Raw genomic sequence first — 23,776 nt, 5'->3', positions numbered from 1 at the left:
TAATAGCCTATTTAGTTGACTTATTAGCTATGAAAATTTAAGGACACAAAATTGATTCTCATATATTTTTCAAAAGAGGCATTCCAAAACCAGCAGTTGGAGGCGGAATCAATTTACCATCTTTTATCTTATATCCAGATAGATCGACATCGTCCGATGTACTCGTTACACCCTCTATAGTGACTGTATTGCCAAGTCCCCCTGTTAGATGTGCCGTATAATATGTCTTGAGTAAAGACCCCCATGCATGTGGGGAGGCCTGAGCACCCATTTTCTTTAATTCTGGCATCAACTTTCTCCAGTTTGTAAATCCAAGACCTTCGATATCGGTAAGATGCACATCCAAAAGTTTCTTTTCAAATAGTTCTTTTAACAGGATTGGATCAGGGTCAGCTTCTCCATCTGCTAATAACGTGCTTATTCCCTCTGCTTTTATATAACCTCTCAACTTTTGATAATCGGCAACGGTTTCATGGAATGGTTCTTCTATCCAAAATAGGTTTACGGAAGGAATACCTTTAAGATATTGGATGAATTGATCAACGGAAAAACCATTATTGCCATCTACTAAAATACCACAATCAGGAAAAGCTTTAGCAACGGCATTGGTTACGTCGATATCTCGTTGTAGGCCTTCCTTGAAGGGCATCCATTTATGACCCCGCCCAATCTTTAGCTTGAATTGTCTATATCCCACTTCATAGTCATATCGACATTCTTCCAGTATACGGTCGATACCCGCAGGCTTTTCTGATGGCTCTAGGTCATCAAAATAGATCATACCACTATAGTAATCAGTAGTGTAAGGTTTTTTTCGACCCAGTAGTTCATAAACAGGCTTCTGCAGTATTACTCCTGCAAGATCATGGAGAGCCATGTCAAAAGGGATATGTCTATCTTCCAAAGTACCCACATTGGATGCAAAAAGCTCCGATACTTTTTTACCCACCAGTTCTTTCGCTATCTGCTCTGCATCTTTTCTTGATCCACGGAGTGATGCCCACCCCATAGCACCTTGGTCCGTCCTGATACAACATATTTCTACATTAGGACCATAACCGTGTAGGTCGAGACGAGCATTTTTCCCCACAAGACGAGGGTATTTCATCTGAACAGTAGAATATTTAATTTCCTGTATCCGGTGATACGACAATTCCTTTTCTAGCAATTTATTGTCCACGATAGATGTTAATGACATGGCTTGTCCTGCACCATTGTATAATGTTGCAGATGCAATACCCAAGTTTAGAGCCTGTAAAAATGTTCTTCTTTTCATGTTTGTTTTATTTTGAATTTTGCAATTAGCCAGTTGCTTATTTTTAAATCTTTCATTATTTTTTTGAGAAATACTATGACGTGTAATTATGTGGTTTATAATAGATTATGAAAGTTACATTAAAAAATAAAACTATTTATAGCATATTTGTTTCAATCGATTCCCAAATCGTATCATTATTTTCTAAATAGAACGGTTTAGTATAGGTCTACATATTCAGTTTTGAAATGAGGTTATTCTCCAGCCGTTTTCGCAAGGTTGCATTTTTTGGAGTAGGGGCTACGGATATTTTGTACTGTATTGGTTCGAGTGCCCCGCCGTTAGCGCGATTTACCTACCCTCATGGATCAATGGATGTACCTGATGAAGTACTTGGATGAGATTGATGAATTACCTAACTATTTGGATAAAAGAATATTCTCTCGTATGTTTCATCCGAGAGTTTGTTTTTAATGGCGGATTAAATATAGGCTACTATTTCTTTAAATAATTCATCTTTCTAGTCACGGTCATTGAATTGAGGATAGAATTTATCTAATATTTTCTGTATCAATGTTACCCCTATCAAGAATATCCGGAAAAATCAGAATACTAGTATTTATCTAGGAAAATACATACAAAGTTCAATTTAACTTTTTCTTAAGTATTTTTTATATAATATATCCCTACATTTAAGATAATTATAAACTCAACAGTTAATGAGCATATTTTCTCTTATTCAAAATAAGAAAGAAAATGATTTACAAACTGTATGTTGCTATTTTTTAACAAATATCGAGTCTTATTCAAATTTTATGTTAAATCATCTTCTTTATATTCCTGTAGATTATCCCATATCACACCTATTCTGTCACAATATTTTTAACAAATTACTATATTATGGTTACTAGAGCACAATTCTTGGTTATTTTAACAATATTATTGTCGTCTTCTGCTTTCGTGTATGGACAAGGCCATGTTAAAGTTAACATCAATCTAAGTGGTATTGATAAAGAAAAATTGGTAGTGCATTTTGACGATGGAGTCATTTTAGATGTACTTGACCTAACTCAAGGAGATTCTACTATTATCGTTGATAAAGAAATTCATACACTCTACCCGACCTTCTCTGTTGTATATGATCGGAAATATTATAAAAAATTTTTTGTAGATAGTAACATCGCTGTTCTTAACCTTTATTTTGATGAAAGCAAAACTGCAGACCCATTTTATTATGATGGGAGTACAAATGTTACAGCTATTTATGATACCGTTTCAAATGAGATATACAGTAGCTTGAAAAGGGGACAAATAGCGGAAGTGCTAAAACTGAACGATCTGTTTACAAAGCATGGTCATGAGATTCGCACTAATGATTCTGTTAAATATGAACTTACTAATATAGTTAAAGTTATAAATGCTAAATCAATGGATTATCTTGCTCCATATGCCAATGACTTTTTCTCCTTCTACTATTTCAAAGATCAAGTACTTACATTGGCCAGTTTAATAGAAAATGATTCTGAATATTATAGTAAGTTGTTAGCATATTATAACAATACTTTCCCTGAAGAATTTAGAAATACTGGCGAGGGAAAACAGATAATTGCTCGATTGCAGCAGAAAATATCGCCTGTTCTTTTACAAGAGAATGAAATTATGCCCGATATTCATATTAAAGATATCAATGGGGTTGCAATTCATCTTAAGGATCCAAAAGAACATTTCGTTTTACTGGATTTTTGGGCTAGTTGGTGTACACCTTGTCTGCAACAAATTCCAGATATAAAGGCATTGCGCAACCAATTCTCGACAGATGAGTTGAAAATAGTAAGTATTTCCATTGATAAAGATTCAACTAGTTTTCTCAATAGTATAAAGGAGCACAGGATGGACTGGGTTCATAGTTTGGATAGAAGTAGTTCATTGAGCGATTCGCTGGGAATTAGCAGTATTCCAACACTCTTATTGGTAGATCAAAATGGCAAGATCGTTTACTATAAAAATGGTGGAAAACTTGATATGGATAGAATTCGTGCTATTGTTAGGGCGAATTAACGCCAGTAGCAATTGCCATCACTATCATGATCTTCCTATGCTATCGGGTATAAATAAGTGAATGACAAACTATAAAAACTAATGCACAAAATTATGAAAAAATTTCATTTTAAAACTTAAATCTTAATGAGCTGGAATCACTATCTCGTGAGTAATTGAAAAATGTTCTTGACAGTTAATACTGGTGGAACAACGGATGAGAGTCCAACAGAGACGACTGTATAGATGTTTGTGGAGGTTCACTTGGATCATGTACAGGTAGGGGGCAGGGCTGTTTGACCTATGATTGCGCTACAAATCCTGCAATAAGTTATAAAGCTTGTGGTTAAAATGGAAATGGAACTATAAGTTAGTTAGGTCATTAAGAGGGTGTTTAAAAGAACGGACATACTCTCTTTTTGTTTGTTATTTTTACAATTATCAGTATGAATAAAAAAGTATTTAGTCTACTTCAGTTTTTATTTTTTATAGTGCAGTTTTTTCTCTGCAATAACAGTTTTGCCAATATTAGTAATCATGCTATTTTAGTAGGAGTCATTAAAGGTAATAAGGGAGAAGGTATAACGCTGTATAGAGCCGATGAAACTAGTGAGCTATTGAATTATTCAAATAGTCAGTATATACCGACTGATAGTACGGGTCATTTTTATATCAATATCATACTTGATAAAGCAGATTATTACGATATAGGTTCCAATACATTATTTATTTCACCTAATGATTCTATAAATATGGTTATAGATATAGAGGATCCAAGTATCTCCAAATTCAGCGGAGATGGGGCGGATATACAAAAGTATCTGAGTGGAAACCCATATTATAAGTCTGCTTCTTATTTGGAAGGAGGAAAAAATATTAGACGTAAACTGGAGGAAAACCTGGAGTTTATTTTGTCCCAGGAACAGAAAAGAAATGTTGAGTTGGGAAAATTGACCAATGTTTCTAAATCATTTAATTATATGGAGACTGCTCGAATTAAAGCTGATGTAATCATTAGTTTGGTTCATTTAAGGTCATATTATAAAAGAATGTTTGGAATAAAGCAGGGACTTGATTCCATACCAGAACTTAAAAATTACCATTCCACGGCGATTCCAATTATTGAACAATATGCCTATAATTTTACAGATAAAAAATATTTAGCTTTAATAAACTATAGATATATCCTTTCTACTATAATAAAATTTAACACCGAAAATAGAAAGTTAAAGCCAATAATTCAATGGTCGAAATTTAGTCAACTAAGTTCCGAAATTGACCAGGCAATGAAAACTAATGATGTGGTTCTTTTGAATAAGTTGAAAAAAGATATCATTGGAATGCCTAATGAAGATTATAGGAATGCTGTTTTGAATAAACTTTCTACAGTTTCAAATTTAATTAAGGGGATGAAAGCAGTAGATTTTGATTTTGAGGATTCTGATGGCAACAAGCGAAAGCTATCTGATTATAAAGGAAAATCAATATTTATCGACCTTTGGGCCACATGGTGTGAACCATGTCTTGTGCAGAAACCTGATTTTGAAAAACTTTCAAAAAAGTATAAAGACAAAGGAATTTTTTTATCTATATCATTGGATAGTGATAAAAAGAGATGGTTGACATTTCTGAAAAATAAAGAGATATCTGTAATTGAAGGGTGGAGTAGTTTTAAATCGCTTTCGATGTATAACGTCGTAAGCATTCCAAGGTATATTATTATTGATGAGGATTTTAATGTTTTCATCCTAGATGCTCCAAATAGTTCTTCAAAAATAATCCAAGATTATTTCAATGCATTATAGGAACATAATGGATATTTATTTGAATTGGTGATTATCAAAATCAAATTTGAAAAGCTAATTGTTTAAAAAAAATAATACTGACATATACAAAAACAAAATGATTTATATTTCAGCACGTTACGGTGTATTCTATAAGCAGCAGATGGTGAAATTAATCAACAAATAGCACCTTGCAGCTGTAAAAACAGGTAAGAGCAAAGCACAACTTTTCTTTAGTCAGCAAAAGGGTAGGAAAGGGCTGAATAAAAAGAATTTAAATATTACAAGAGATAGAAGATACAAAAAATCATTCCTAAGTTGAATGCTGCATGACATATTACCGCACCTAAAATAGAGCCAGACCGTTTCCTGAAATGAAAAAATAAGATACTAACTATAAACATGCTTAATACCCAAATTACTGTTGGCACTATATAGAAGTGCCATTTATTATTGAGGAATACCAAGCCGAAATGTGAAATATGCGTGATCGCAAATGCCGATGCATCAATAATAGAGGCCTTTCTGTCGCCAAACGATTTTGAGAAACTCTCATGCACAATGCCTCTAAAGAATAATTCTTCACCAATTGGGCTGAAAATCATCCCCGTAATTGCCATTATGATAAACAATATAGTCTTATCACAGTGATTTATTCCTGCCGGAATATTATATGACTTAGCAATATATTGATACCAGTTTTCATAAGAGTTTCCATATAAAAAGTAGCCCATTGTATAAAGGACAATACTTGCAAATAGTCCTGATATAAATGCTAATAAAAGCCATTTATATTTCTTAGGCTTTGTCAAGCCTATTTTTCTTCTGCCAAGCTTATTTAAAAAGATGAATGGCGCTAATGCTGATAGGATCATTATTAGTCCAATGTAGCCGTAGTTTGCTGTAGCATTTGCATTTAAAACCAATATAAAGCGAGGGATGCAAATAATAAGAATTAAAAATAGTCCGAACTTCCAGTTCAAATCAAATAGGTTACTAAAAAAGGGTTTTAGTTCATTTTTATATGATGTATTCTTTTCCATAATTTATTTATAATCAACGATTAGTTACTATCCCTAATTCTCCTTATTAACCTTAGCTTTCATCAACAACAACAACAACAACAATTTTAATGACTATATTTTCCATTATTTTAGAATGGGTGGCACCTGTTTTCAAATACACTATCTTTAAGTATCTATTTAGGTAGAGGTTGTTTTTTATCCCCTCAGGGAGCTTGTCACAAACTGTGATAAGCTGTTTAATCATCTTAAATACGATGGCCTCATTCTTAAGTACGCCGTACGGAAAGAAGACTATCTAAGTTGCTCTTTGAATTTCAGCTTTAATCTTTGAATTGCATTTTCAATTCTTCTTCAAATTTTTAAGCGCCCCACTCTCCATTAAAGATTTCATCTGCGTGATTGTTACCCTATTCAATTCAATAAGTCGATTACTCTGTGACAATCCCTGTTGGATGAGTAAAGCATTTATGCTTTCGAGATTACTCAATACAACCAGTTGCTCTATTGTTGCATCATCTCGCATATTTCCTTTTATATCAGGGTTACTTTTTCGTCATTCCTTAACTGTGATACCAAAAAGAGCTGTGTTAAGCAAATCCGCTTCATTGGCGTATACAAGATCAGCCTGTTGCTTTGTGATTTCTTTAGGTATTAGATTTTCTTTTAAACGTTGAAATTCTTTGATGATATATAGTTTGAATTCTATGGATATCCATGATGCAAATTCAAAGGCAATGTCTTTATGCGCAAAAGTTCCACCATATCTTCCAGCTGTGGCTTTCAAACCTATTGCATTTGTTTTTTCACCCCATTCTTTGACACTTAGCTTATAGCTGTTCAGGCCAGCTTGGCTTTTAATTATGGCGAATTCGCCATAATTTAAATTGGAATTGTAAACGCTTTCCCATATCCCAAGAGATTCTAATGTGTTTTTATTTCTCATCTAATTCTTTATCATATCATCAGTATGATCAGGATCTTTGTGTCTCGCAATATCTGTTAAAGAAATAAAGTCATTGTCATTATCTTGATAAGTGGCGATACTAATTCCATGGACATCAATATTTATAAAGTAGGTATAGGAAGCGAAAGTAATCTTAAAACTATTGGCATGGTATTAATTTGCTATCCCTTTTTTATTGAACCATTGGGTTTTTATTATTATTCAAAAAGTTTTCATTAACTTGTAATTTAATCAATTATTTAAAATATGAAGGGGAAAAATGAATATGTTATTAATAAAGGTACACCACAAGAAGTTAAAATAAAATACAATTATGAATTAACTTATGATGCAGTAAAAGGGAGATATCACTTTAAAGTAGTTCTATTAAATTACACAAAAGAAACCATAGATATATTCAGTGATGATTATAGTTACATAATAAATTCAAGAAATTTACCCGAAGCTTTAAAACACCAAACTTTTAGGGTGCATATCAAAAGATTTTTATTACAGCTTGTAAATAAAAGAAATTAAAGTTAAATAGTATAAAAACCCTCTTAGGGAATGTAAAATAAACTGTGTCAGGGGGTAATTCTCAGTTCGTCAGAGCTGATGATTACCCTTTGTTGTTATTGATCTCCTCCCAAAAAAATGGAACATTTAAAAGTAGAGAATTCGGTATAAAATTACTAATTTTAAATAGGAGGAAAAACGACGAAAAGATCGAAATAAGTTATGCTTTGCATGAGCTCTCTTCGGTCGGTTTACCGAAGCACAGATTGCCTTTGCGATACAGCAGTCTGAAACGGGGCCCCCAGGTGGAGGAAGTCTGCCGCAAGATGGGCATCAGCGAGGCTACATTTTACAATTGGAAGAAGAAGTACGGTGGCCTAGGAGTTTCAGAACTCCGAAAACTGCGCCAGTTTGAAGAAGAAAATGCTCAGCTGAAGAAGCTTGTTGCGGATCTGGGTTCGGATGTGTTAAAAAAAACTAAGCACAGCGTATCATGAATCCCTTTGAAATTAAACAATGATGAATAAAAGTATTCTTTCCGTTGAAGTGATTGAAAAACTATAAATAATTTACTACCATAAAATATACAGAGCCGAATGATCATCTGACCATTCGGCTCTGTCTGTTATAGTTCAATCTGCTTTACCTTACGTCGGTAATCAACAATCATCTTATCCCTCACTATCATCTTCATCAGCTGACTTAAGTAAAACCCTATCATTGGACGCTCGCCATTTCCGTAAAATTGTCCACAAGACAATCCATGATAACGATAAAAATCAAATCTTAATCATCATGAATTATTCGAAGTAGTGGAGCTGTAAATTGATAAATAATTTAGTTTAAATACTAAATTCATTGGCTTTGTGATTTTTATTTTTCACTTTTATACTGATAACCAATTATATATCATTATGAGTATGAAGAGGAATGATCTTTCGAAGTATATCGATATTTTAAGTGACTTCGGTTGGAAGTTTTATTTTGGTCGAGAGGAAAACTAGGGCAACCTGATTAATTTTCTGAACAGTCTTTTAGAAGGTGAACATGTTGTTGTCGACTTGCAATATAGTAATGTTGAGGAAGATGGTGATGAGCCGAGTGAGCGTAAGGTCGTTTTTGATCTTCGTTGTGTTGGTGCCAGTGGGGAAGTTTTTCTTGTGGAGATGCAGTTGCAAAATCAAGATTTCTTTTTTGATCGAGCCGTTAGCTACACCTCTCGTACTATTAGTCGTTTAGCAAAAAAAGGCAAGGAAGGTAATAATTATGAGTTACCGCCCATTTATTTTGTTGCAGTCTTAGGTTTTCGCCTCGATATTTCAAATAGAGAAAAGTACTATTATAGCGCCAAGATTATGGATGAGTTTGATCAGGAAGTGCTATACCCCAAGTTGAGCTATAAGCTACTTGTACTACCCAATTTTAATAAATCCAAGAACGATTTACCTACCATCATGGATCAATGGATGTATCTGATGAAGCACTTGGATGAGATTGATGAATTGCCTAACTATTTGGATAAAAGAATATTCTCTCGTATCTTTGAAGTAGGAGAACTGGCAAAATTAACGCCTGATGAACAGATGTCATACATATCCAGCATAGATCGAAAACGTGATTATATTAATACGTTGGCATACGCGAAAAAGGAAGGTCGATTAGAGGGTGAGAAGCATGGTCGTACCCAAGCGGAGGCTAAGGCTTATGAAGAGAAGCTCGCTTCAGCAAGAGAGTTGAAAAAATCTGGTGTAAGCAATGAAATTATTTCAAAAAGTTTAGACTTACCTCAAGAAGTCGTCAACAAGCTTTAAACTGGCAAAATTAACGCCTGATAAACCGATGTCATACATATCCAGCATAGATCGAAAACGTGATTATATTAATACGTTGGCATACGCGAAAAAGGAAGGTCGATTAGAGGGTGAGAAACATGGTCGTACCGAAACGGAGGCTAAGGCTTATGCTGAGAAGCTCGCTTCAGCAAAGAAAATGCTCGCTAGAGGTATCGAAAAAGACGAGATTAGTGAAATTTTAGAACTTTCCATAGAAGAAATTGAAAAACTATAAATAATTTACTACCATAAAATATACAGAGCCGAATGGTCAGATGATCATTCGGCTCTGTCTGTTATAGTTCAATCTGCTTTACCTTCGTCGGTAATCAACAATCATCTTATCCCTCACTTTTATCTCCATCAGCTGGCTTCGGTAATAACCGTATCATTGGACGCTCGCCGTTTTTTAACGTTATCAGGTTATTAGATGGGTAAGCTAGAACTAAAGTCTGCGCATCATCCATGATACCGATAGCTTTTACCCCTCACTTACGTCTTAAGCAACAGGTTTAGGAAATAATCCTATTACTGGACGCTCGCCATCTTCGTAAAAGATTTTTTTTGGGTTAAATATCCGCTGTTATGCCTTACTATAGAGAAATATTGTTCTATTTGATTGGGTACTATCGTTATTGATACGTGTAGATTTCTCTTTTTTAAGTTCGTTATCTACATATTTACGTAGCAATTCGTAGATGCGGCCAGATTCAAGTGTAAAGTCGAATTCCTTGGAAAAATCAACAACCATTTCAGCGATTGATTTCGGTTTAAGGAAATAATCTGTATGTAAAATGATGTATTTAATCATTTCCCGTTCCCATTTATTCCCAGTCCCGGTAGGTTTTACTGAAAATTCGAGACTTTTATCCTGAATTATAGCCAGTTTTTCTAGTCTATAATTCGTTTGGAAGCTAATGGCCTGATCTTTAATTTTATTATTAATGGTCAGTTTCTTACCTCCATTTGTAAAATCGGATAGTAAGATTCCGCAAGCTTCACAAATTTTATCTACGGTTTCCAATGATACAGGAACTGTTCCTGAATGATAACTTCGGAAAGAACTAACTTTCACATTTGTATAGATAGCAAACTCTTCCAAACTCAAGCCTGTTTCTTTCATTAGTGTATTAAAGCGTTTGCTTATGAACGCTGCCAATACTTTATTTTGTGTTCTAGCCATATTTTATTTGTATGAAAAATATTTTTAATAACATATTCTTGCATTTCTCATACAGTTGTATTATATTTGTCTTACAATCAGTTATATGATTGGAGTCTCTTATTCGGAAACGACGAATTTTCAATGACGAGAGACCGTAGGGCTTGCTGCCCCCTCATCTTTTTGTATATTTACAAAAAAGGGGAAGGCTTCCCTATTGGATACTGCGTCAATGGCTCTTCGTCGTGCCACGAATAAAGTTGAAAATAGTGGAGCCTTCTTCTTATTATAAGTCCTCATTTTCTTCCAATAGACTCATTTTCATTAACCAAAGATTTTAACCAAATAAATGATGAAAAGAAAAGAGTCCAAAAATCCACCCATGTTTCAGCTGATCCAGGATCGTGCTGTGCATAGCGCTATCAATGCGTTGTTTAAAAACAAGCTCCGACAACCGGAATAACTTGTTATGCATTAAAAACCAAAAGGGGCATATCCACCCGATAGGGTAGGTAAAAGCACACAATAATGGTGAATAGCCATTATAATAGCTTAGCTTCTAGTGGTTTTTCCGATTCGTATTAGCGTTATTATGCCATAAGCAATTAAACTTTTGTTCCTTTAAATCTCACACTTTAAAAGTAATGAATATTTTTTGCAAAACAATAATTTCGCTCTCTATTTGTATAGATATTCTATATTATGTCGAGTCGGATCTTATTCGAATACCTTAAAATGCAATCCTAAAGACCAATTATAACAAGTACAAAGACTTATAATTGCATTTTTTTCACCTTATTTTTTTAACTATTGAGTGGTTGAAGAGGCTGTATAGTACCTAGGCTATAACATCCGACTCACCTACAATTTAAACATTTTAGAATGCAAAAAACTTGCAAGAGGGAGGGCTATGCGCTGTCTCTAGGGCAGGAATTGCCTTTGCATTTGCGTAAAACATGTGTTCCAATTATGAAAAAACCAATTATGATTACACAATTACCAAAACGAATATTAAAGCCACCACTGTCGGCATCTGCACAAATAGAGCATCAGTATAGGCTACTACATGCTATGGCCAAGAATCGAGTAAAACAACGTTATTATTCGTTCTTGAGTCCGTCAAAGGGGAACGGGGTTTCTTACAGTGCAGTGGTATGCGATGGACAGAACGATGTGCTGCGGGTATCCTTAGCGTATATGGCCATTTATGAATGCTATCTGTTTGCATTGGGATTACCATCTAATTTTTCGACCGAGCAGATTATCGTACATGGTGCCGATAAGAGCCAGTTTATTCCTTATCAAGGCTATGCGAATAATGGGCCTCTGTATTATGATTACGAGCTTGCTGTGCCGGCAAATACCGAACGGGAAGAATACCGACAGCGGATCTTGAACGATCTGAACGAGCACTTTCAGTTGGATGTCCGCATTGAGCAGTTATCTATCGTAAAAGGCAGTCAGCGGATCATAACAAAGGATGGCGAATCGGTCGAGCTCATTTGGCAAGAACAGCCGATGATGATCATGAAAAGCAAAGCTAGAAAAATTACAGAACCAGTTGCACAAAGATTAGCTGCAAGAAGTTAAGAAAAAAGGCTCATAAGCTTTCTGAACCCCTGTAATACAGGAGTAAAACAAAGCCTGAAAAAGGGTAAGGGGAGTGTTATGCCTAAAAATTTAAATTATGAAAAGAAAAATAAATCCTATAAACAAGCTCTGGGGATATCTCCGGAAGCTATGTAAACATAGGGGAGATGGTGTTCTTCTGATGAGCAGGATGCTGTTGTTGACCCTAGTATTAAACTCTTTTATGGTCAGTTCATATGCTCAGGCACCCCGCAAGGACAGTGGGGTGAATGGGCAAAAACAGGAACTTGTAGGGCTTGTAGTATCCGCCATAGATGGTAAACCGATGCAAGACGTATCCATACGTATCGATGATGAGAATCTAAAAATCCGAGCATCCAAAGACGGAACTTTCCAATTACTGGTCAAGAACCGAAAAGGGAAAATTAAATTCAGTTATGTCGGTTATAAAACCCAAGAAATCAATTATACCGCAGGAGTATCGTTAACTGTGAAATTGATACCCGAAGAGAATGTATTGGAAGAAGTTGATGTAGTATCCACCGGATACCAGAAAATACCAAAAGAACGCGCAACAGGATCATTTGAATTTGTCGACAATAAACTGTTCAATAGAAAGGTCTCGACAGACTTTGTAAGTCGATTGGAAGATGTAGTACCGGGGATAAGCGCTAATAAGGTATTTAATAATAGGGGAGCTCTATTGAATATAAATGTCCGTGGAATGAGTACGATGAGATCTGAAAGGTGGCCACTTGTTGTGGTTGACGGTGTACCCTATGAGACATATTATCAAGTTGCTGGAATGGGTGCATTTAATAATCTCAATCCCAATGATATTGAGAGTGTGACAGTCTTGAAGGATGCCGCAGCATCCTCCATTTGGGGAGCGCAATCGGGTAATGGTGTTATCGTTGTCACGACTAAAAAAGGAAAGTTCAATCAGGCAATGCAAATATCTTTTAATGCTAACGTCAGTATCAAGGCCAAACCCGATCTGTATTATTATCCACAGATGAAGACCTCCGATTACATCGATATGCAACAGTTTCTTTTTGATAAAGGGAAGTTTAATGGTCAGTTCAATAATTGGAGGTACAATCCAGAGCCGGCAATTCGGTTGATGGAAGACAAGCGGACTGGTGCCATATCTGAAGCTGAATTTAACGAAAAAATAGGTAAGCTCAAGGCGATTGATGCACGTGATGATTTTTTGAAATACATCTACCGTAATGCTGTTAATCAACAATACAATCTGCAGTTGAAAACAGGAAGTGAAAAAGCAAATACGTTATTTTCTGTTGGTTATGATAAGAACTTAAATGATGTGGTTACCTCATCTTACCAACGTCTGAACTTAAAATCTAATTCTCAATTCAAACCAATTAAGAATATGTTGGTGGATGTCGGTCTGTTGTATACAGAATCGAAAAATGTAAATGCGCTGGTACCCGTTGATTATAATCTATTGGGAAAAGGTGTGCAAAATTATCCCTATATGAAATTGGTGGATGAAAACGGTGATCCTGCAATATTAGAGGCAACCTCAATCAGTCCAGTATATCGGGATACAGTAGCTGGAGGAAGGTTATTGGATTGGACCTACAGACCATTAAAAGAATTGTACGATTCAAGAGAGACGCAAAAAGTACGTGAGTTGTTTACCAATTTTAACGTGAATTATGCTTTCGATTTTGGTTTGAGATTGAATATGCAATATGCCTATCAGCATTCTATGAACCCAAGCGAGGCATGGAGAGGAATCGGGTCTTATTTTCAACGGTCAGATATTAATGCAGTGGCCAGTTATAATGCGGATGCTGTTACTTGGAACTTGCCAGTAGGAGATGATCTGAGCATTTTCAACTGGGATAGCTATACCCATCAAAGTAGGGCAACTGCTGAATACAATAAGAAATGGCAGGATAAGCATGAAATATCACTGTTTGCAGGGATGGAAGTGCGTAAACTTCAGAAAACCTTAACGGTGTCTAAATATCAAGGTTTTGATCCGGAAACTGGGGCTTTTAAGCCAGCACCCTATGGTGTTGCAGTTCCATACTTCAATGGTGCATTGGGTTGGTTTTATTTAAGTGATAATAACCAGTATCAACTATTTCGCAATAATTTTGTATCGTATTTTGCAAATGCTTCCTACACTTATAGTGACAAATATATTTTGAGCGGAAATTTTAGAAAGGATGCTTCTAATCTATTTGGTATTAAAAGTAATGACCGCGGACAACCTTTCTGGTCAGTAGGCGGTGCTTGGGTGCTTTCTCGAGAACCATTTTTGGAAAATGGTCCTTTTAGTTTATTGAAACTACGTGCCACTTACGGTTATAATGGTAATGTTAACAATTCGGTGTCTGCTTATCCCATTATATCCATAGAGAGTGAGTCGCATTTTATCAATGGTCAAAAATATGGGATGATCATGACTCCACCTAATCCTAGATTACGTTGGGAACGGGTAGCTATTACCAACCTCGGACTTGATTTTGCGATTAAGGGCAATTGGCTGTCCGGTAGTGTGGAGTATTATGAAAAGAATGCGAAGGACCTTATTGCTCCAGATCGGGTAGATCCGAGTACTGGTTTTAACAGTATGATGGTCAATAGTGCCAACATCAAGACAAAAGGTTGGGATATTTCACTGAACGCAATACCTGTCGTGTCAAAAAATTGGACATGGAACAGCAATCTTGTATTTTCTTATGCGCGTACAAAAGTATTAAAAGCTTTTGTCGAGAATGAAATTGGGCAAAATTTTATAGGTGCCGGCTTATCTAATATCATGACCCCTATTGAGGGGAAGGATCTATTTAGTCTGCTTACGTATAAGTGGGCAGGTTTGGATCCTGAGACCGGGGTACCACGAGCATATCTCAAAGGTGAGATTTCGAAAGACTATAGTGCCATTACCAACATGAATGTAAAGGATTTGGAATATCAAGGCTCAGTGATTCCACTTTATACCGGTAGTTTTCGGAACAGCATCCGGTATAAAACAGTAGAATTATCGTGGAACATCTCTTACCAATTGGGACATAAGTTCTTGCGCAATTCTTACAATAATCACTTATTAGTTAATAGCAGTATCGGGCATAAAGATTATGCGCAGCGCTGGCAGAAACCCGGAGATGAGTTGATAACAGATGTGCCTGCTGTCACTTATCCAGCAAACTCAGTAGCTAGTAAGTTATTTCTAGGTTCCTCAGCCTTGCTCGAAAGTGGAAGTCAGATCAAGTTGCGAGATATTCAATTGACTGTCAATCTTCCTTTCACTTCCAATTTTAAACTCAAAAATTGTAAAATATATGGGTACGTCCAAAATGTGGGTACGATCTGGCGTGCGAATAAATGGGGCATCGACACTGAATATGGTTTCAAGATACCTGATCCAATGATGACAGCACTAGGATTTAGTTTTAACCTTTAACCTTTAATCTTTCTATCATGAAAACAAATAATCTTACTGTAGGGATTTGGACTTTGCTTCTTTTTTGTGGCTGCAACAATTTTTTGGAAGAGAAGCCTGATATTAAAATGGTCATTCCAAAGACATTGAATGAAGCAGAGTTGTTGCTCAATAATTATAGCGCGATGAATACCGGATATCCCTTATTCGGAGAGTGGGGAGCGGATGAATATTATCTGACTGATGAAAATTTTGATGGTGCTCTAAATTTGGAGCAGCAGAATACCTATAGCTGGTTGGATGAACCTAATAATGATATCATGCAATGGCAAAGGCCCTATAAAGTTGTATATAATGCGAATCAAGTATTGGAGATTATAGATAACTTGGGTACAATTGGCTCAGATAAGGAGAGTAAAAACTTATCGGGTATTGCACACTTTTATCGTGCTTTCGCCTTTCAGCAACTGCTGGAAGTATTTGCTCCCCCTTATCAGGCAGGAACTGCCATGTCTGAATTAGGGATACCCTTGCGCTTGGATCCAGGTATTGATGAACCCTCAACTCGGGTAAGTGTACAACAAAGTTTTGATCAGGTTATTAAGGATTATAAAACTGCTGTATGGCAGTTGCCACTGCTGGAAGCGATAAAGGGTAGGCCATTTCGTGCCAGTGCCTATGCAGGTCTTGCCCGTGCTTACCTGTATATGGGTAACTATCAACAGGCATACCTCTATGCTGATTCAAGTCTACAGACTCACGCTAATTTGATGGATTTTAACACCCTGAATACTTCTGCAGATCTTCCTATTGATAGATTTAATGTGGAAGTACTATTTGCGGCTATTACAGGTACAGCAGGTCCAATGAGCTTGAACAATGGATTAGTCGATTCTACATTATACAGGTCATATGCAGATAACGATTTGAGAAAGACCTTATTTTTCAGAAAAAACCTTTTCCCGCAGGATACTTATGGTTTCAAGGGTAATTATGATAAAGCACTTGCAACCATATTTGTAGGGCTGACCAGTAGTGAGATGTACCTAGTAAAAGCTGAAGCAGCAGCTCGGATTGGAAAAGTAACAGAAGCATTATCTACTTTAAATACCCTTCTTAAGAATAGGCAAGATAAGAACCAATTTATTCCTGTAGTGGAAACGAGTCCAGACTTGCTTTTGCCTTTGATTCTTATAGAACGTCAAAAGGAATTGGTGTTTCGAGGACGTCGCTGGTCAGATCTGAAACGGTTGAATCTGGATCCGCGCTTTCAAAAAACACTTAAAAAAGTGGTGAAGGGTAAGGAGTATACGCTCAGTCCGAATAGTATAAAATATGCTTTTCGACTTCCTGAACCAGTTGTTATTATTGGCAAAATACCTCAAAACATACGTTAAACAATCATTTATAAAAAAAGTAATTATGAAACATTTAAAATTGATCGTTCTCCAGATCTGTTTACTGATGCTATGCAGTACTTCACATGCCCAGACGTACCAAAAAGTAGATTTAAGCAAGGCGCTTAAAATAGGAGATACTTTTATTCCCCCAACTACTGTCAAATTGATGCGTGGCTTGGATAAAACAATAGATTGGGAAAAACTGAATGATAAGGTTGTCATATTGGATTTCTTTGATACTTCTTGTGGCACTTGTATACAGACTATGCCCAAGCTGCAAAAACTGCAAGATAAATTGAAGGATAAACTGCAGATTATTACGGTAGCTTGGCAGGATAAAGCCACTTTGGAGAAGTTTTTTGAAAACAATGAATTTCTAAAGGAAAATAACGTGAATTTATCAGTTATACATTCAGATACATATCTCAAGCAACTGTTTCCACACCAAACGGTTCCGCATGTGGTGTTTTTGTATCAAGGTAAAGTACATGCTATTGCGGGGCATAAAGTTATTACCGAGGAAGAAATACTACGGTTGTATAAAACTGGTAAGATTGACTTGCCATGGAAAAATGATTTTGGAAAAGGCGATTTGGAAGGACAATCTCCGAGTGGAAGTCAACAAGCGAAAGAAGGAGTTTCGATTTCGGGCTATCAGAATGGAGTTCCTTTTCAACCTATGGTTATTAAAGAAGATAGTGTAACAGGGCTTATCAAAACATCTTTTTACAATGTCTCTATTTATAGTGCCATACTTTTTAATTGGGCAAAGGTAAAGAAGGCAAATTATATCCCAAGACCTGAAAGGATTGTCTTGAAGGTAAAGAATCCGGATCGTTATTATGATATATCCAATATAGGAGACCTATGGTATAGAAAGAATGCGATATCTTATGAACGCTTGGATAGGATACCGCGAAGCGATTCAGCTCAATCACGTTTAGTGTTGAATGATCTACATAGTTTTTTTGGTATCCGGTCTTATAAAGAGATGCAAGAAATGGATTGTCTAATATTAAAAGCATGCCCTATTATCCTGTATAAAGGAGTATTAAGTGAAAGAAAAATGAACTTTGCCAATAGCGCTGTGCTGGCTGTAATGACTGATCTTGGTAAAAAATTTCCGCCAGTTTTAGACTTGGTCGATAGTAAAGAGGAGATTATAATTGGTTCTTATTCAAACTTGGAAGAATTGAATGCACAATTAGCTGCTTATGGTATTGAAGCGGTTTTAGGTCGGGGCATGCAGGAAGTATTGGTGATTGAGGAGGTAAATGAATAATTAAATACAAAGGGTATGATGGTGAGATCATACCCTTTATTAATGCATTACGGATGAATGCACTATCTGGATTCCAAGAGTACGTTTGTCGTGTTTACTTGATTTTGCAATGCATTAATCATTTCATTTTTCAATGCATCAGTGATTACAGGTTGACCACTTCCGTCATTCAATGCATAAATGGCACAAAGTCTCTGAGGAGGAGCTATACAAATAGGTGCTGAAGATACCAAAGTGTAATGTGATGGATTTGATGGGTCTGTGCCCGTTAGTTTAAACCAATTCATATTGTATGTTTTAAAAGTTAAATCAATTAGGGTATGACTCTTCGTCATACCCTATTACTTATGTAGCAATCGCTGATGTCGATAAGTTTACTAAAATCGCTTATCTCGATTTTAAACTCACATTTAATCCATTTATCTCATTCTGTAATGAATTGATGATTTCATTTTTCAGAGCATCAGTAATAACTGGATTGTTAGCACCATCGTTCATGGCCTGAAGTGTACACATTTGCTGTGTAGGTGGAGGGCATGTAGGAGTAGTTGTTGCTAAGCTATAATGTGAAGGTTGCGATGGGTCTGTGCCCGTAAAATTAAATAGTGCCATAATTGACAAGTATAAATAAAGTGAAATTTATTGGTGTTATTTCAATGCGTATCTCTATACACATTGCATGTTATCATAATTATTTGCACGTTAAATTGCAGTGGCGAACCAACTGGTACACCATCCGCCCGCGACTTTTTTGTTTTTTCTAATTGTCTGTACCGCAGACGCGGGGAAAGGTACGTGGCGGCGTCCCTGTGCATCGCGCACCGGACCGGCACAACAGCAGCTTCCCAATAGGATCTTGCTACCCAGCGCAAGCTGATCGGCCTCCTTGCAGCGTAATGCTGATGGCCAGAAGCTTGCATGCAAGCTGTCTTGGCTTGTGCAATTTGGCTGCCGCTCAGCAAATCCTTTTTGGTTTGTATCTTGTTGTTCCATGTTTACCTCTTGTTTAAATCAGATCGGAAATCCGCTTGATAACGGTACTCGTTACGTGCTATTTTCTTCTTTTTGTTTCGGGCATATCATGCGATGACCGATCTGATATTTCAAAGGTGAACAGAACTTTTTGGTGTTATTTGCGATTTTGACACCAATGAATTGCGATTTTATGCACAAATGTTTGAGCATAAAATCGCCATTTTCTTAAAAATGCTCCTTTCTAGTGTTTAAGTGGAGATTAATGTCTTGGAAATCATGTTGTAATGTTTTTTATCAAAAAGAATTTCTATATAATTGTCTTAAATATTCAACACTGACTCCCATAAAAAGTGCTAGTTCTTTATGTTTGATATGCGTTCTGATGTATGGGTATTTTTTTAATACAAATTCATATTTATCAAAATTGGCTATGCAAAGTAATTGTTGCCTATAATCGATGTGTTGCTGCTGTTTATCGATTAGGTAGGTATAAAATTCGAAGAACTTACTATTGCTTTGATTCATGGCGTGCAACGCTTGTCTACTCATGACATAGGCTTTAGTATCGCTTGCCGCTCGAAACTGAAAGTTATGTCGGCTGTTAGGGATTAATAAGGGTTCGCCCGGTAGGGCGTAGCGTACTGGACAGGTCTTGTCATATTTACCCATCATACCTTCAGTCAGGAAATATAGATCTCCCCAATTGTTGGTCAATTGTTCTCCTTTGATGAATTGTACTTCTTCAAATGCATAGGCCAGTTCAGGGATATCTGTTTTCCAATTGGAATAGATGTCCTTAAAAATGATATCCATTATTTCTTCTTTGGTTTTTCTCATATTTTGGTTTATTGGGTGATGTGAAATGTCTCAATACTGACCGAACCTGGGTGTCCGGTCAGAGGTGGGCCATTCCCATTACTTCGAATTATTGCTTATACTCCAGTAATTGATTTTTTTGGGAATACAAGGAAGGATTGTGATCGGTGCAATTTTCCTTAATTGGTTTACTGAGCTGAACGATATCGAATATGGATGGAAATGGGGATTCGTGAAGAAGTGGTATTGAACAGTGAACTGGGGTCAATAACGACCAGGTCCTTGACATCCTCTCCTGGTGCTGGCGTATCTTTCTGAAATTGGACGGCTTGTCCAGATTCCCATGTTTCGGCAATACCTGCACCTGTGGTTTCTTTAAAATCATTTGTCATAGTCATAATAAATGCTTGTTGGCTGGGACTCATGTCGAAATAATCGAGTAGGAACTGCCCTAGATCGGCACGTACCAGATCGATGACTACCTGGCGATCGGTGATGTGCAATAAAAATAGATAATGGTGAAAAGTCGCAACACCTGCGTTGTTGAAAGAATTTTTCATGTTTGTAAGTTCAGATTTAATGAAATGCAAATAAATACACATTTTTTGATGCTGTCAAGGGACATTTGCTATGAATATCCCAAATGTTCACATTTGTGAACATTTGCTTATCATTATAATAATAGCCCGTATTTTAACCTTAATTAAGGTTTTTGTTTGTTTTTTAGTAAAAAACATTTTTTAGTTTTTATTATTAAAAAAAATGGTTGCATCTATTTTTAATTTTGCTATAATTGTTGCTTTTTATAAAACAATTTGTTAAAAATCTATGCTTACAATTAAATTGAACTCCAAACATGTCTGGTATGCTACTGGAGTTGTATTCTATGCACTTTTAATTAATTTGGGAAGTGCTTGGGACAATCTGATGCCCCGAGTGGAGAGACCCATAATTTGGTTGACTATTTTGCTCACCATGCCCTTGTTGGTACTTTACTTGTATTATATAGCTCGAGTAATGCATGCCTTTAATTTTGGTTCAAGGTTTCAACAACTACCCACAACTGTCAAGTTGATCTTATTCTTGCTAGCTACTGTATTTGTCATTTGGGTATTTCATTTGATTTTATTGTATACCGTTATAGTAGGGAGAACCAGCACCTCACTTTTTTCTATGGCCTATTTTAAGGCCGATTTCTGGTTTTTTATCATCCCCATATTTCTTTATTGTATCTACCTGTTTTTTCATCCAAAGCTGTCGTTGTTCTCTTTTGGTGAAGAGAAGAGGTTGTTGGAGGAAAATCAATTGTTGAAAGTTAATAACAGTTCTTTGGTAAATGTTAATCGCAAATTGGTGGATATAAAAACCGAATTGTTGTCGCAGAATAGAGCACTGTCTAGCAGTAAGGAAGAGTTGAAAAAATGCAATGAAAACCTGTCTGTTGAAATGAAGGAAAAAGGGCACTTATCCAAACAATTGCTGATCGAAAAAGAAGCCTTGACCCATGTGGTTGCACTGTTGAGCGACAGGGTCAAGCTATTGGAAGAAGGGATGGTCATCTCTGAAGAAAAATCACTACCGATACTTTGGATTGAAAGCCGTAAGGTACATGTACTGTTGAACTACATCTATGAAAGGAACCTGCATCGGGTTTCATCTACTGAAATTCTAAAATTTGTATTCGAACTGATGATCATGGAAAGGGTAGAAAATGCTTATTTCGCTATTTATGCTGATGGAAGTAAATGGTTATTACCTACTGTGGTTGCAAATCAATTGATGGAAAATCCGTGGATGGTAAAAATTTCTAAGGATGCTTTTGTCAATATGTTGTATTGTGAAAAGAATTTGAAACCGGGGGTGCACGGGAGTGGTAAAAAAGATGTCGTTATGGTTGCTTTTTTTAGAGCGATCATAGATGATAAACTGGGTAATGAACGTATGACCAAGCTGTTGAAAACAGGTCGATTAAAGGAAAGATATGATAATTTTTGGGAGTATGATAACTTGCTAAAAATGGATGTTGCGAGATTGTACGATACCTTTCATTCAGATTTTGTAAGTGATAGTTGAAATGAATGACCGCTTAGGTATTGGGGTGCGAGGTGGTGCAATCTTGATCTTGAAACCCATGGATTCGGTGCCGGGCTTTAACAGTAAATTTTATGTTAAGTTTAATAAAACGAATCTGCCAACAACTGGAAACCATTATCAGTTTATTGGAAAAATCTGCACCTAAGGAAGAGCCATCTTTGCCTGTGCAACTGCAGCAACATGCGATAATCGAAGACGATCTTTCGCAGATTTCTGGGTTGATGGATATCAACCAAGTGGTTGAGATTTTGAATATTTCGACCGCAACGTACTACCGCTGGGTAAGGCAAGGGGAGTTGGTACCGCGAAGAAAAGGAAAACGCCATTATTTTTTTAAAGAGGATCTGGTCCAGCAATTGGCAGAAGGGAAGCGGAGGGGACGGATATAGTCCTTTTTCGGGACAAGCTGTTCGAGGTTTGTTCGACTGTTGTTCGTGGCCGCTTCGACACTTGTTCGGGACTTGTTCGACACTTGTTCGGGAGCGCTTCGACTGGGCTTCGACAACGTGTCGAATAACGGCCGATAAAGCCCCTTTGTCTACCCGTATCTGTCTACCCACAGATACGGAACAATCTTGAAATAAGGTCGAACCATCGTGCATGGTTCGACCTTTTTTATTGCATCGATTTTGGTCATTATTCTAATCATTATGATAGTAGGTGATAGGCACGACTATCATCTACTATCATGTCCTATCATTGTTCTTTTTACTTTGATTTTGCCCCTACTTTAGTTCTCGATATCAGTAATGACCGGCATGCAGGTCTATTTATAAACAATTGAAAATTAAAGAAATGGCAAAATTTTTAAAAGGTATAGTCGGGGCGTACTCCGGTAAAGTGGGCAGCATCGTAGGAAGCTCATGGCGAAGTGTAGATTACGTTCGTTCACTACCAAAAATAACAGGAAAAAAGGCTACGGATGGTCAGATTGCACAACGTGCTAAATTTGCTTTGGCAGTAGCATTTTTATCTCCAATCAAAGATTTGCTCAACTTGGGGTACTCGGACAAATCATTGGGAAAAGCAACGGGTTATAACAAGGCCTTACAGGCTTTGCTCAATTCGGGTATATCGGGTACGTACCCTGCATTGGCAATAGATTATGCGAAAGTGGTGATTTCAAAAGGTGGTTTATCCAATTTAATGGGCGTTTCTTGGTATGAGAATGCGCCTGGTGAATTGGAATTGACTTGGACCCCCGACACGAATAAATTCAATGCTTTTGATGACGATTCGGTGGTACTGTTGATGTATAATAGGACCAAAAATTTCTTCAGTATTCTGGAGTCAGCTACTCGGGTAGATGCGATGCTGTCGTTATCTTTGCCCCTTAGTTATGCTGGCGATACGCTGGAGGGTTGGATCTTTACTGGGCATCGTGATGGGGTAAAAACGTCGTTGAGTTATTATCTGGGCGAATTGGTATTGGCATAAACGAAAAGTTAGTGTCAATGAGTTTTTAGGGAGGTGAGCATTGGCTTGCTTCCCTAACTATTCACAATTGGATAGGATGATTTTAAAATCTATGCTCATATCTATCTAGTTCTCTAACCAAATAACTTTTATACAAATGAAAAAGATACTAAAAAAAATAAGTCGGGTGTTGCAAGTGGTCTTGTTGGCGCCGGTAAAATTGCCGGG

At 36.6% G+C, this 23,776-nt stretch carries 22 protein-coding genes and 1 pseudogene; 13 read left to right on the top strand and 10 right to left on the bottom strand.

All coding sequences use genetic code 11. The features are described from left to right. Positions 1 to 58: 58 nt before the first annotated feature. Positions 59 to 1,276, bottom strand: a complete 1,218-nt coding sequence (locus KO02_RS15155; protein WP_038699596.1) for an enolase C-terminal domain-like protein — start codon at positions 1,274 to 1,276, stop codon at positions 59 to 61. 879 nt (positions 1,277 to 2,155) lie between these two features. Here KO02_RS15155 and KO02_RS15150 point away from each other — a divergent pair. Beyond that, a complete protein-coding gene (locus tag KO02_RS15150; protein ID WP_038699594.1) occupies positions 2,156 to 3,313 on the top strand; it encodes a TlpA family protein disulfide reductase in 1,158 nt (385 codons plus the stop codon). A gap of 425 nt (positions 3,314 to 3,738) precedes the next feature. Continuing rightward, complete coding sequence (locus tag KO02_RS15145; RefSeq protein WP_038699592.1) at positions 3,739 to 5,097, top strand: TlpA family protein disulfide reductase; 1,359 nt, start codon at positions 3,739 to 3,741, stop codon at positions 5,095 to 5,097. Positions 5,098 to 5,357: 260 nt separating this feature from the next. On the opposite strand, the gene KO02_RS15140 is transcribed toward KO02_RS15145, so the two are convergent. The 3 genes from KO02_RS15140 to KO02_RS24140 all read right to left on the bottom strand — a co-directional run bounded on the left by KO02_RS15140 (position 5,358) and on the right by KO02_RS24140 (position 7,044). Then, entirely contained in the window at positions 5,358 to 6,119 is a 762-nt protein-coding gene (locus tag KO02_RS15140; protein WP_038699590.1) for a CPBP family intramembrane glutamic endopeptidase, read from the bottom strand. Between the two features lie 322 nt (positions 6,120 to 6,441). Further along, the gene (locus tag KO02_RS24145) at positions 6,442 to 6,624 is read right to left on the bottom strand and encodes a hypothetical protein (RefSeq protein WP_235212269.1); all 183 of its coding nucleotides are present in this window, start codon (positions 6,622 to 6,624) and stop codon (positions 6,442 to 6,444) included. A gap of 30 nt (positions 6,625 to 6,654) precedes the next feature. After that, positions 6,655 to 7,044: a KilA-N domain-containing protein gene (locus KO02_RS24140; protein ID WP_235212268.1), complete on the bottom strand. Its 390-nt coding sequence runs from the start codon at positions 7,042 to 7,044 to the stop codon at positions 6,655 to 6,657. A 267-nt stretch (positions 7,045 to 7,311) separates the two neighbouring features. On the opposite strand from KO02_RS24140, the gene KO02_RS15130 reads away from it, so the two are divergent. The 4 genes and pseudogenes from KO02_RS15130 (at position 7,312) to KO02_RS15115 (ending at position 9,627) form a co-directional block, all read left to right on the top strand. Continuing rightward, entirely contained in the window at positions 7,312 to 7,581 is a 270-nt protein-coding gene (locus tag KO02_RS15130) for a hypothetical protein (protein WP_038699588.1), read from the top strand. Positions 7,582 to 7,825: 244 nt separating this feature from the next. Further along, a pseudogene (locus KO02_RS15125) lies at positions 7,826 to 8,024 on the top strand (transposase); the annotation flags it as partial. Positions 8,025 to 8,621: 597 nt separating this feature from the next. Further along, complete coding sequence (locus KO02_RS15120) at positions 8,622 to 9,371, top strand: Rpn family recombination-promoting nuclease/putative transposase (protein ID WP_051959965.1); 750 nt, start codon at positions 8,622 to 8,624, stop codon at positions 9,369 to 9,371. A 28-nt stretch (positions 9,372 to 9,399) separates the two neighbouring features. Beyond that, complete coding sequence (locus tag KO02_RS15115; RefSeq protein ID WP_038699586.1) at positions 9,400 to 9,627, top strand: hypothetical protein; 228 nt, start codon at positions 9,400 to 9,402, stop codon at positions 9,625 to 9,627. A 348-nt stretch (positions 9,628 to 9,975) separates the two neighbouring features. Here KO02_RS15115 and KO02_RS15110 read toward each other — a convergent pair whose 3' ends face one another. Beyond that, positions 9,976 to 10,575 carry a helix-turn-helix domain-containing protein gene (locus tag KO02_RS15110; RefSeq protein ID WP_038699584.1) on the bottom strand — a complete coding sequence of 200 codons (600 nt, stop codon included), beginning with the start codon at positions 10,573 to 10,575 and terminating at the stop codon, positions 9,976 to 9,978. A gap of 861 nt (positions 10,576 to 11,436) precedes the next feature. Here KO02_RS15110 and KO02_RS15105 point away from each other — a divergent pair. The 4 genes from KO02_RS15105 (at position 11,437) to KO02_RS15090 (ending at position 18,247) form a co-directional block, all read left to right on the top strand. Continuing rightward, positions 11,437 to 12,144 carry a hypothetical protein gene (locus tag KO02_RS15105; protein ID WP_144243338.1) on the top strand — a complete coding sequence of 236 codons (708 nt, stop codon included), beginning with the start codon at positions 11,437 to 11,439 and terminating at the stop codon, positions 12,142 to 12,144. Positions 12,145 to 12,241: 97 nt separating this feature from the next. Next, positions 12,242 to 15,586, top strand: a complete 3,345-nt coding sequence (locus KO02_RS15100) for a SusC/RagA family TonB-linked outer membrane protein (protein ID WP_081918401.1) — start codon at positions 12,242 to 12,244, stop codon at positions 15,584 to 15,586. 17 nt (positions 15,587 to 15,603) lie between these two features. After that, complete coding sequence (locus KO02_RS15095) at positions 15,604 to 16,962, top strand: RagB/SusD family nutrient uptake outer membrane protein (RefSeq protein ID WP_038699578.1); 1,359 nt, start codon at positions 15,604 to 15,606, stop codon at positions 16,960 to 16,962. 25 nt (positions 16,963 to 16,987) lie between these two features. Next, the gene (locus tag KO02_RS15090) at positions 16,988 to 18,247 is read left to right on the top strand and encodes a TlpA family protein disulfide reductase (protein WP_038699576.1); all 1,260 of its coding nucleotides are present in this window, start codon (positions 16,988 to 16,990) and stop codon (positions 18,245 to 18,247) included. 62 nt (positions 18,248 to 18,309) lie between these two features. On the opposite strand, the gene KO02_RS15085 is transcribed toward KO02_RS15090, so the two are convergent. From KO02_RS15085 to KO02_RS15065, 5 genes are all read right to left on the bottom strand, one after another. Continuing rightward, the gene (locus tag KO02_RS15085; RefSeq protein ID WP_144243337.1) at positions 18,310 to 18,534 is read right to left on the bottom strand and encodes a hypothetical protein; all 225 of its coding nucleotides are present in this window, start codon (positions 18,532 to 18,534) and stop codon (positions 18,310 to 18,312) included. A gap of 100 nt (positions 18,535 to 18,634) precedes the next feature. Beyond that, entirely contained in the window at positions 18,635 to 18,859 is a 225-nt protein-coding gene (locus KO02_RS15080) for a hypothetical protein (RefSeq protein WP_038699572.1), read from the bottom strand. A gap of 90 nt (positions 18,860 to 18,949) precedes the next feature. Next, positions 18,950 to 19,240, bottom strand: a complete 291-nt coding sequence (locus KO02_RS15075) for a hypothetical protein (RefSeq protein WP_038699570.1) — start codon at positions 19,238 to 19,240, stop codon at positions 18,950 to 18,952. A 276-nt stretch (positions 19,241 to 19,516) separates the two neighbouring features. Beyond that, a complete protein-coding gene (locus KO02_RS15070) occupies positions 19,517 to 20,059 on the bottom strand; it encodes a Crp/Fnr family transcriptional regulator (RefSeq protein WP_038699568.1) in 543 nt (180 codons plus the stop codon). 167 nt (positions 20,060 to 20,226) lie between these two features. After that, the gene (locus KO02_RS15065; protein WP_038699566.1) at positions 20,227 to 20,598 is read right to left on the bottom strand and encodes a hypothetical protein; all 372 of its coding nucleotides are present in this window, start codon (positions 20,596 to 20,598) and stop codon (positions 20,227 to 20,229) included. A gap of 268 nt (positions 20,599 to 20,866) precedes the next feature. On the opposite strand from KO02_RS15065, the gene KO02_RS15060 reads away from it, so the two are divergent. From KO02_RS15060 to KO02_RS15050, 3 genes are all read left to right on the top strand, one after another. Beyond that, complete coding sequence (locus KO02_RS15060; RefSeq protein WP_038699564.1) at positions 20,867 to 22,111, top strand: hypothetical protein; 1,245 nt, start codon at positions 20,867 to 20,869, stop codon at positions 22,109 to 22,111. A gap of 92 nt (positions 22,112 to 22,203) precedes the next feature. Next, positions 22,204 to 22,521, top strand: a complete 318-nt coding sequence (locus KO02_RS15055; RefSeq protein ID WP_038699562.1) for a helix-turn-helix domain-containing protein — start codon at positions 22,204 to 22,206, stop codon at positions 22,519 to 22,521. A gap of 406 nt (positions 22,522 to 22,927) precedes the next feature. After that, complete coding sequence (locus KO02_RS15050) at positions 22,928 to 23,569, top strand: DUF6266 family protein (RefSeq protein ID WP_038699560.1); 642 nt, start codon at positions 22,928 to 22,930, stop codon at positions 23,567 to 23,569. Positions 23,570 to 23,776: the final 207 nt, after the last annotated feature.

The sequence above is a fragment of the Sphingobacterium sp. ML3W genome (genome assembly GCF_000747525.1).
Lineage (GTDB): Bacteria > Bacteroidota > Bacteroidia > Sphingobacteriales > Sphingobacteriaceae > Sphingobacterium.
The sequence above is the reverse complement of the archived record's forward strand: the minus strand, read 5'-3'. Positions and strand labels throughout refer to the sequence as shown.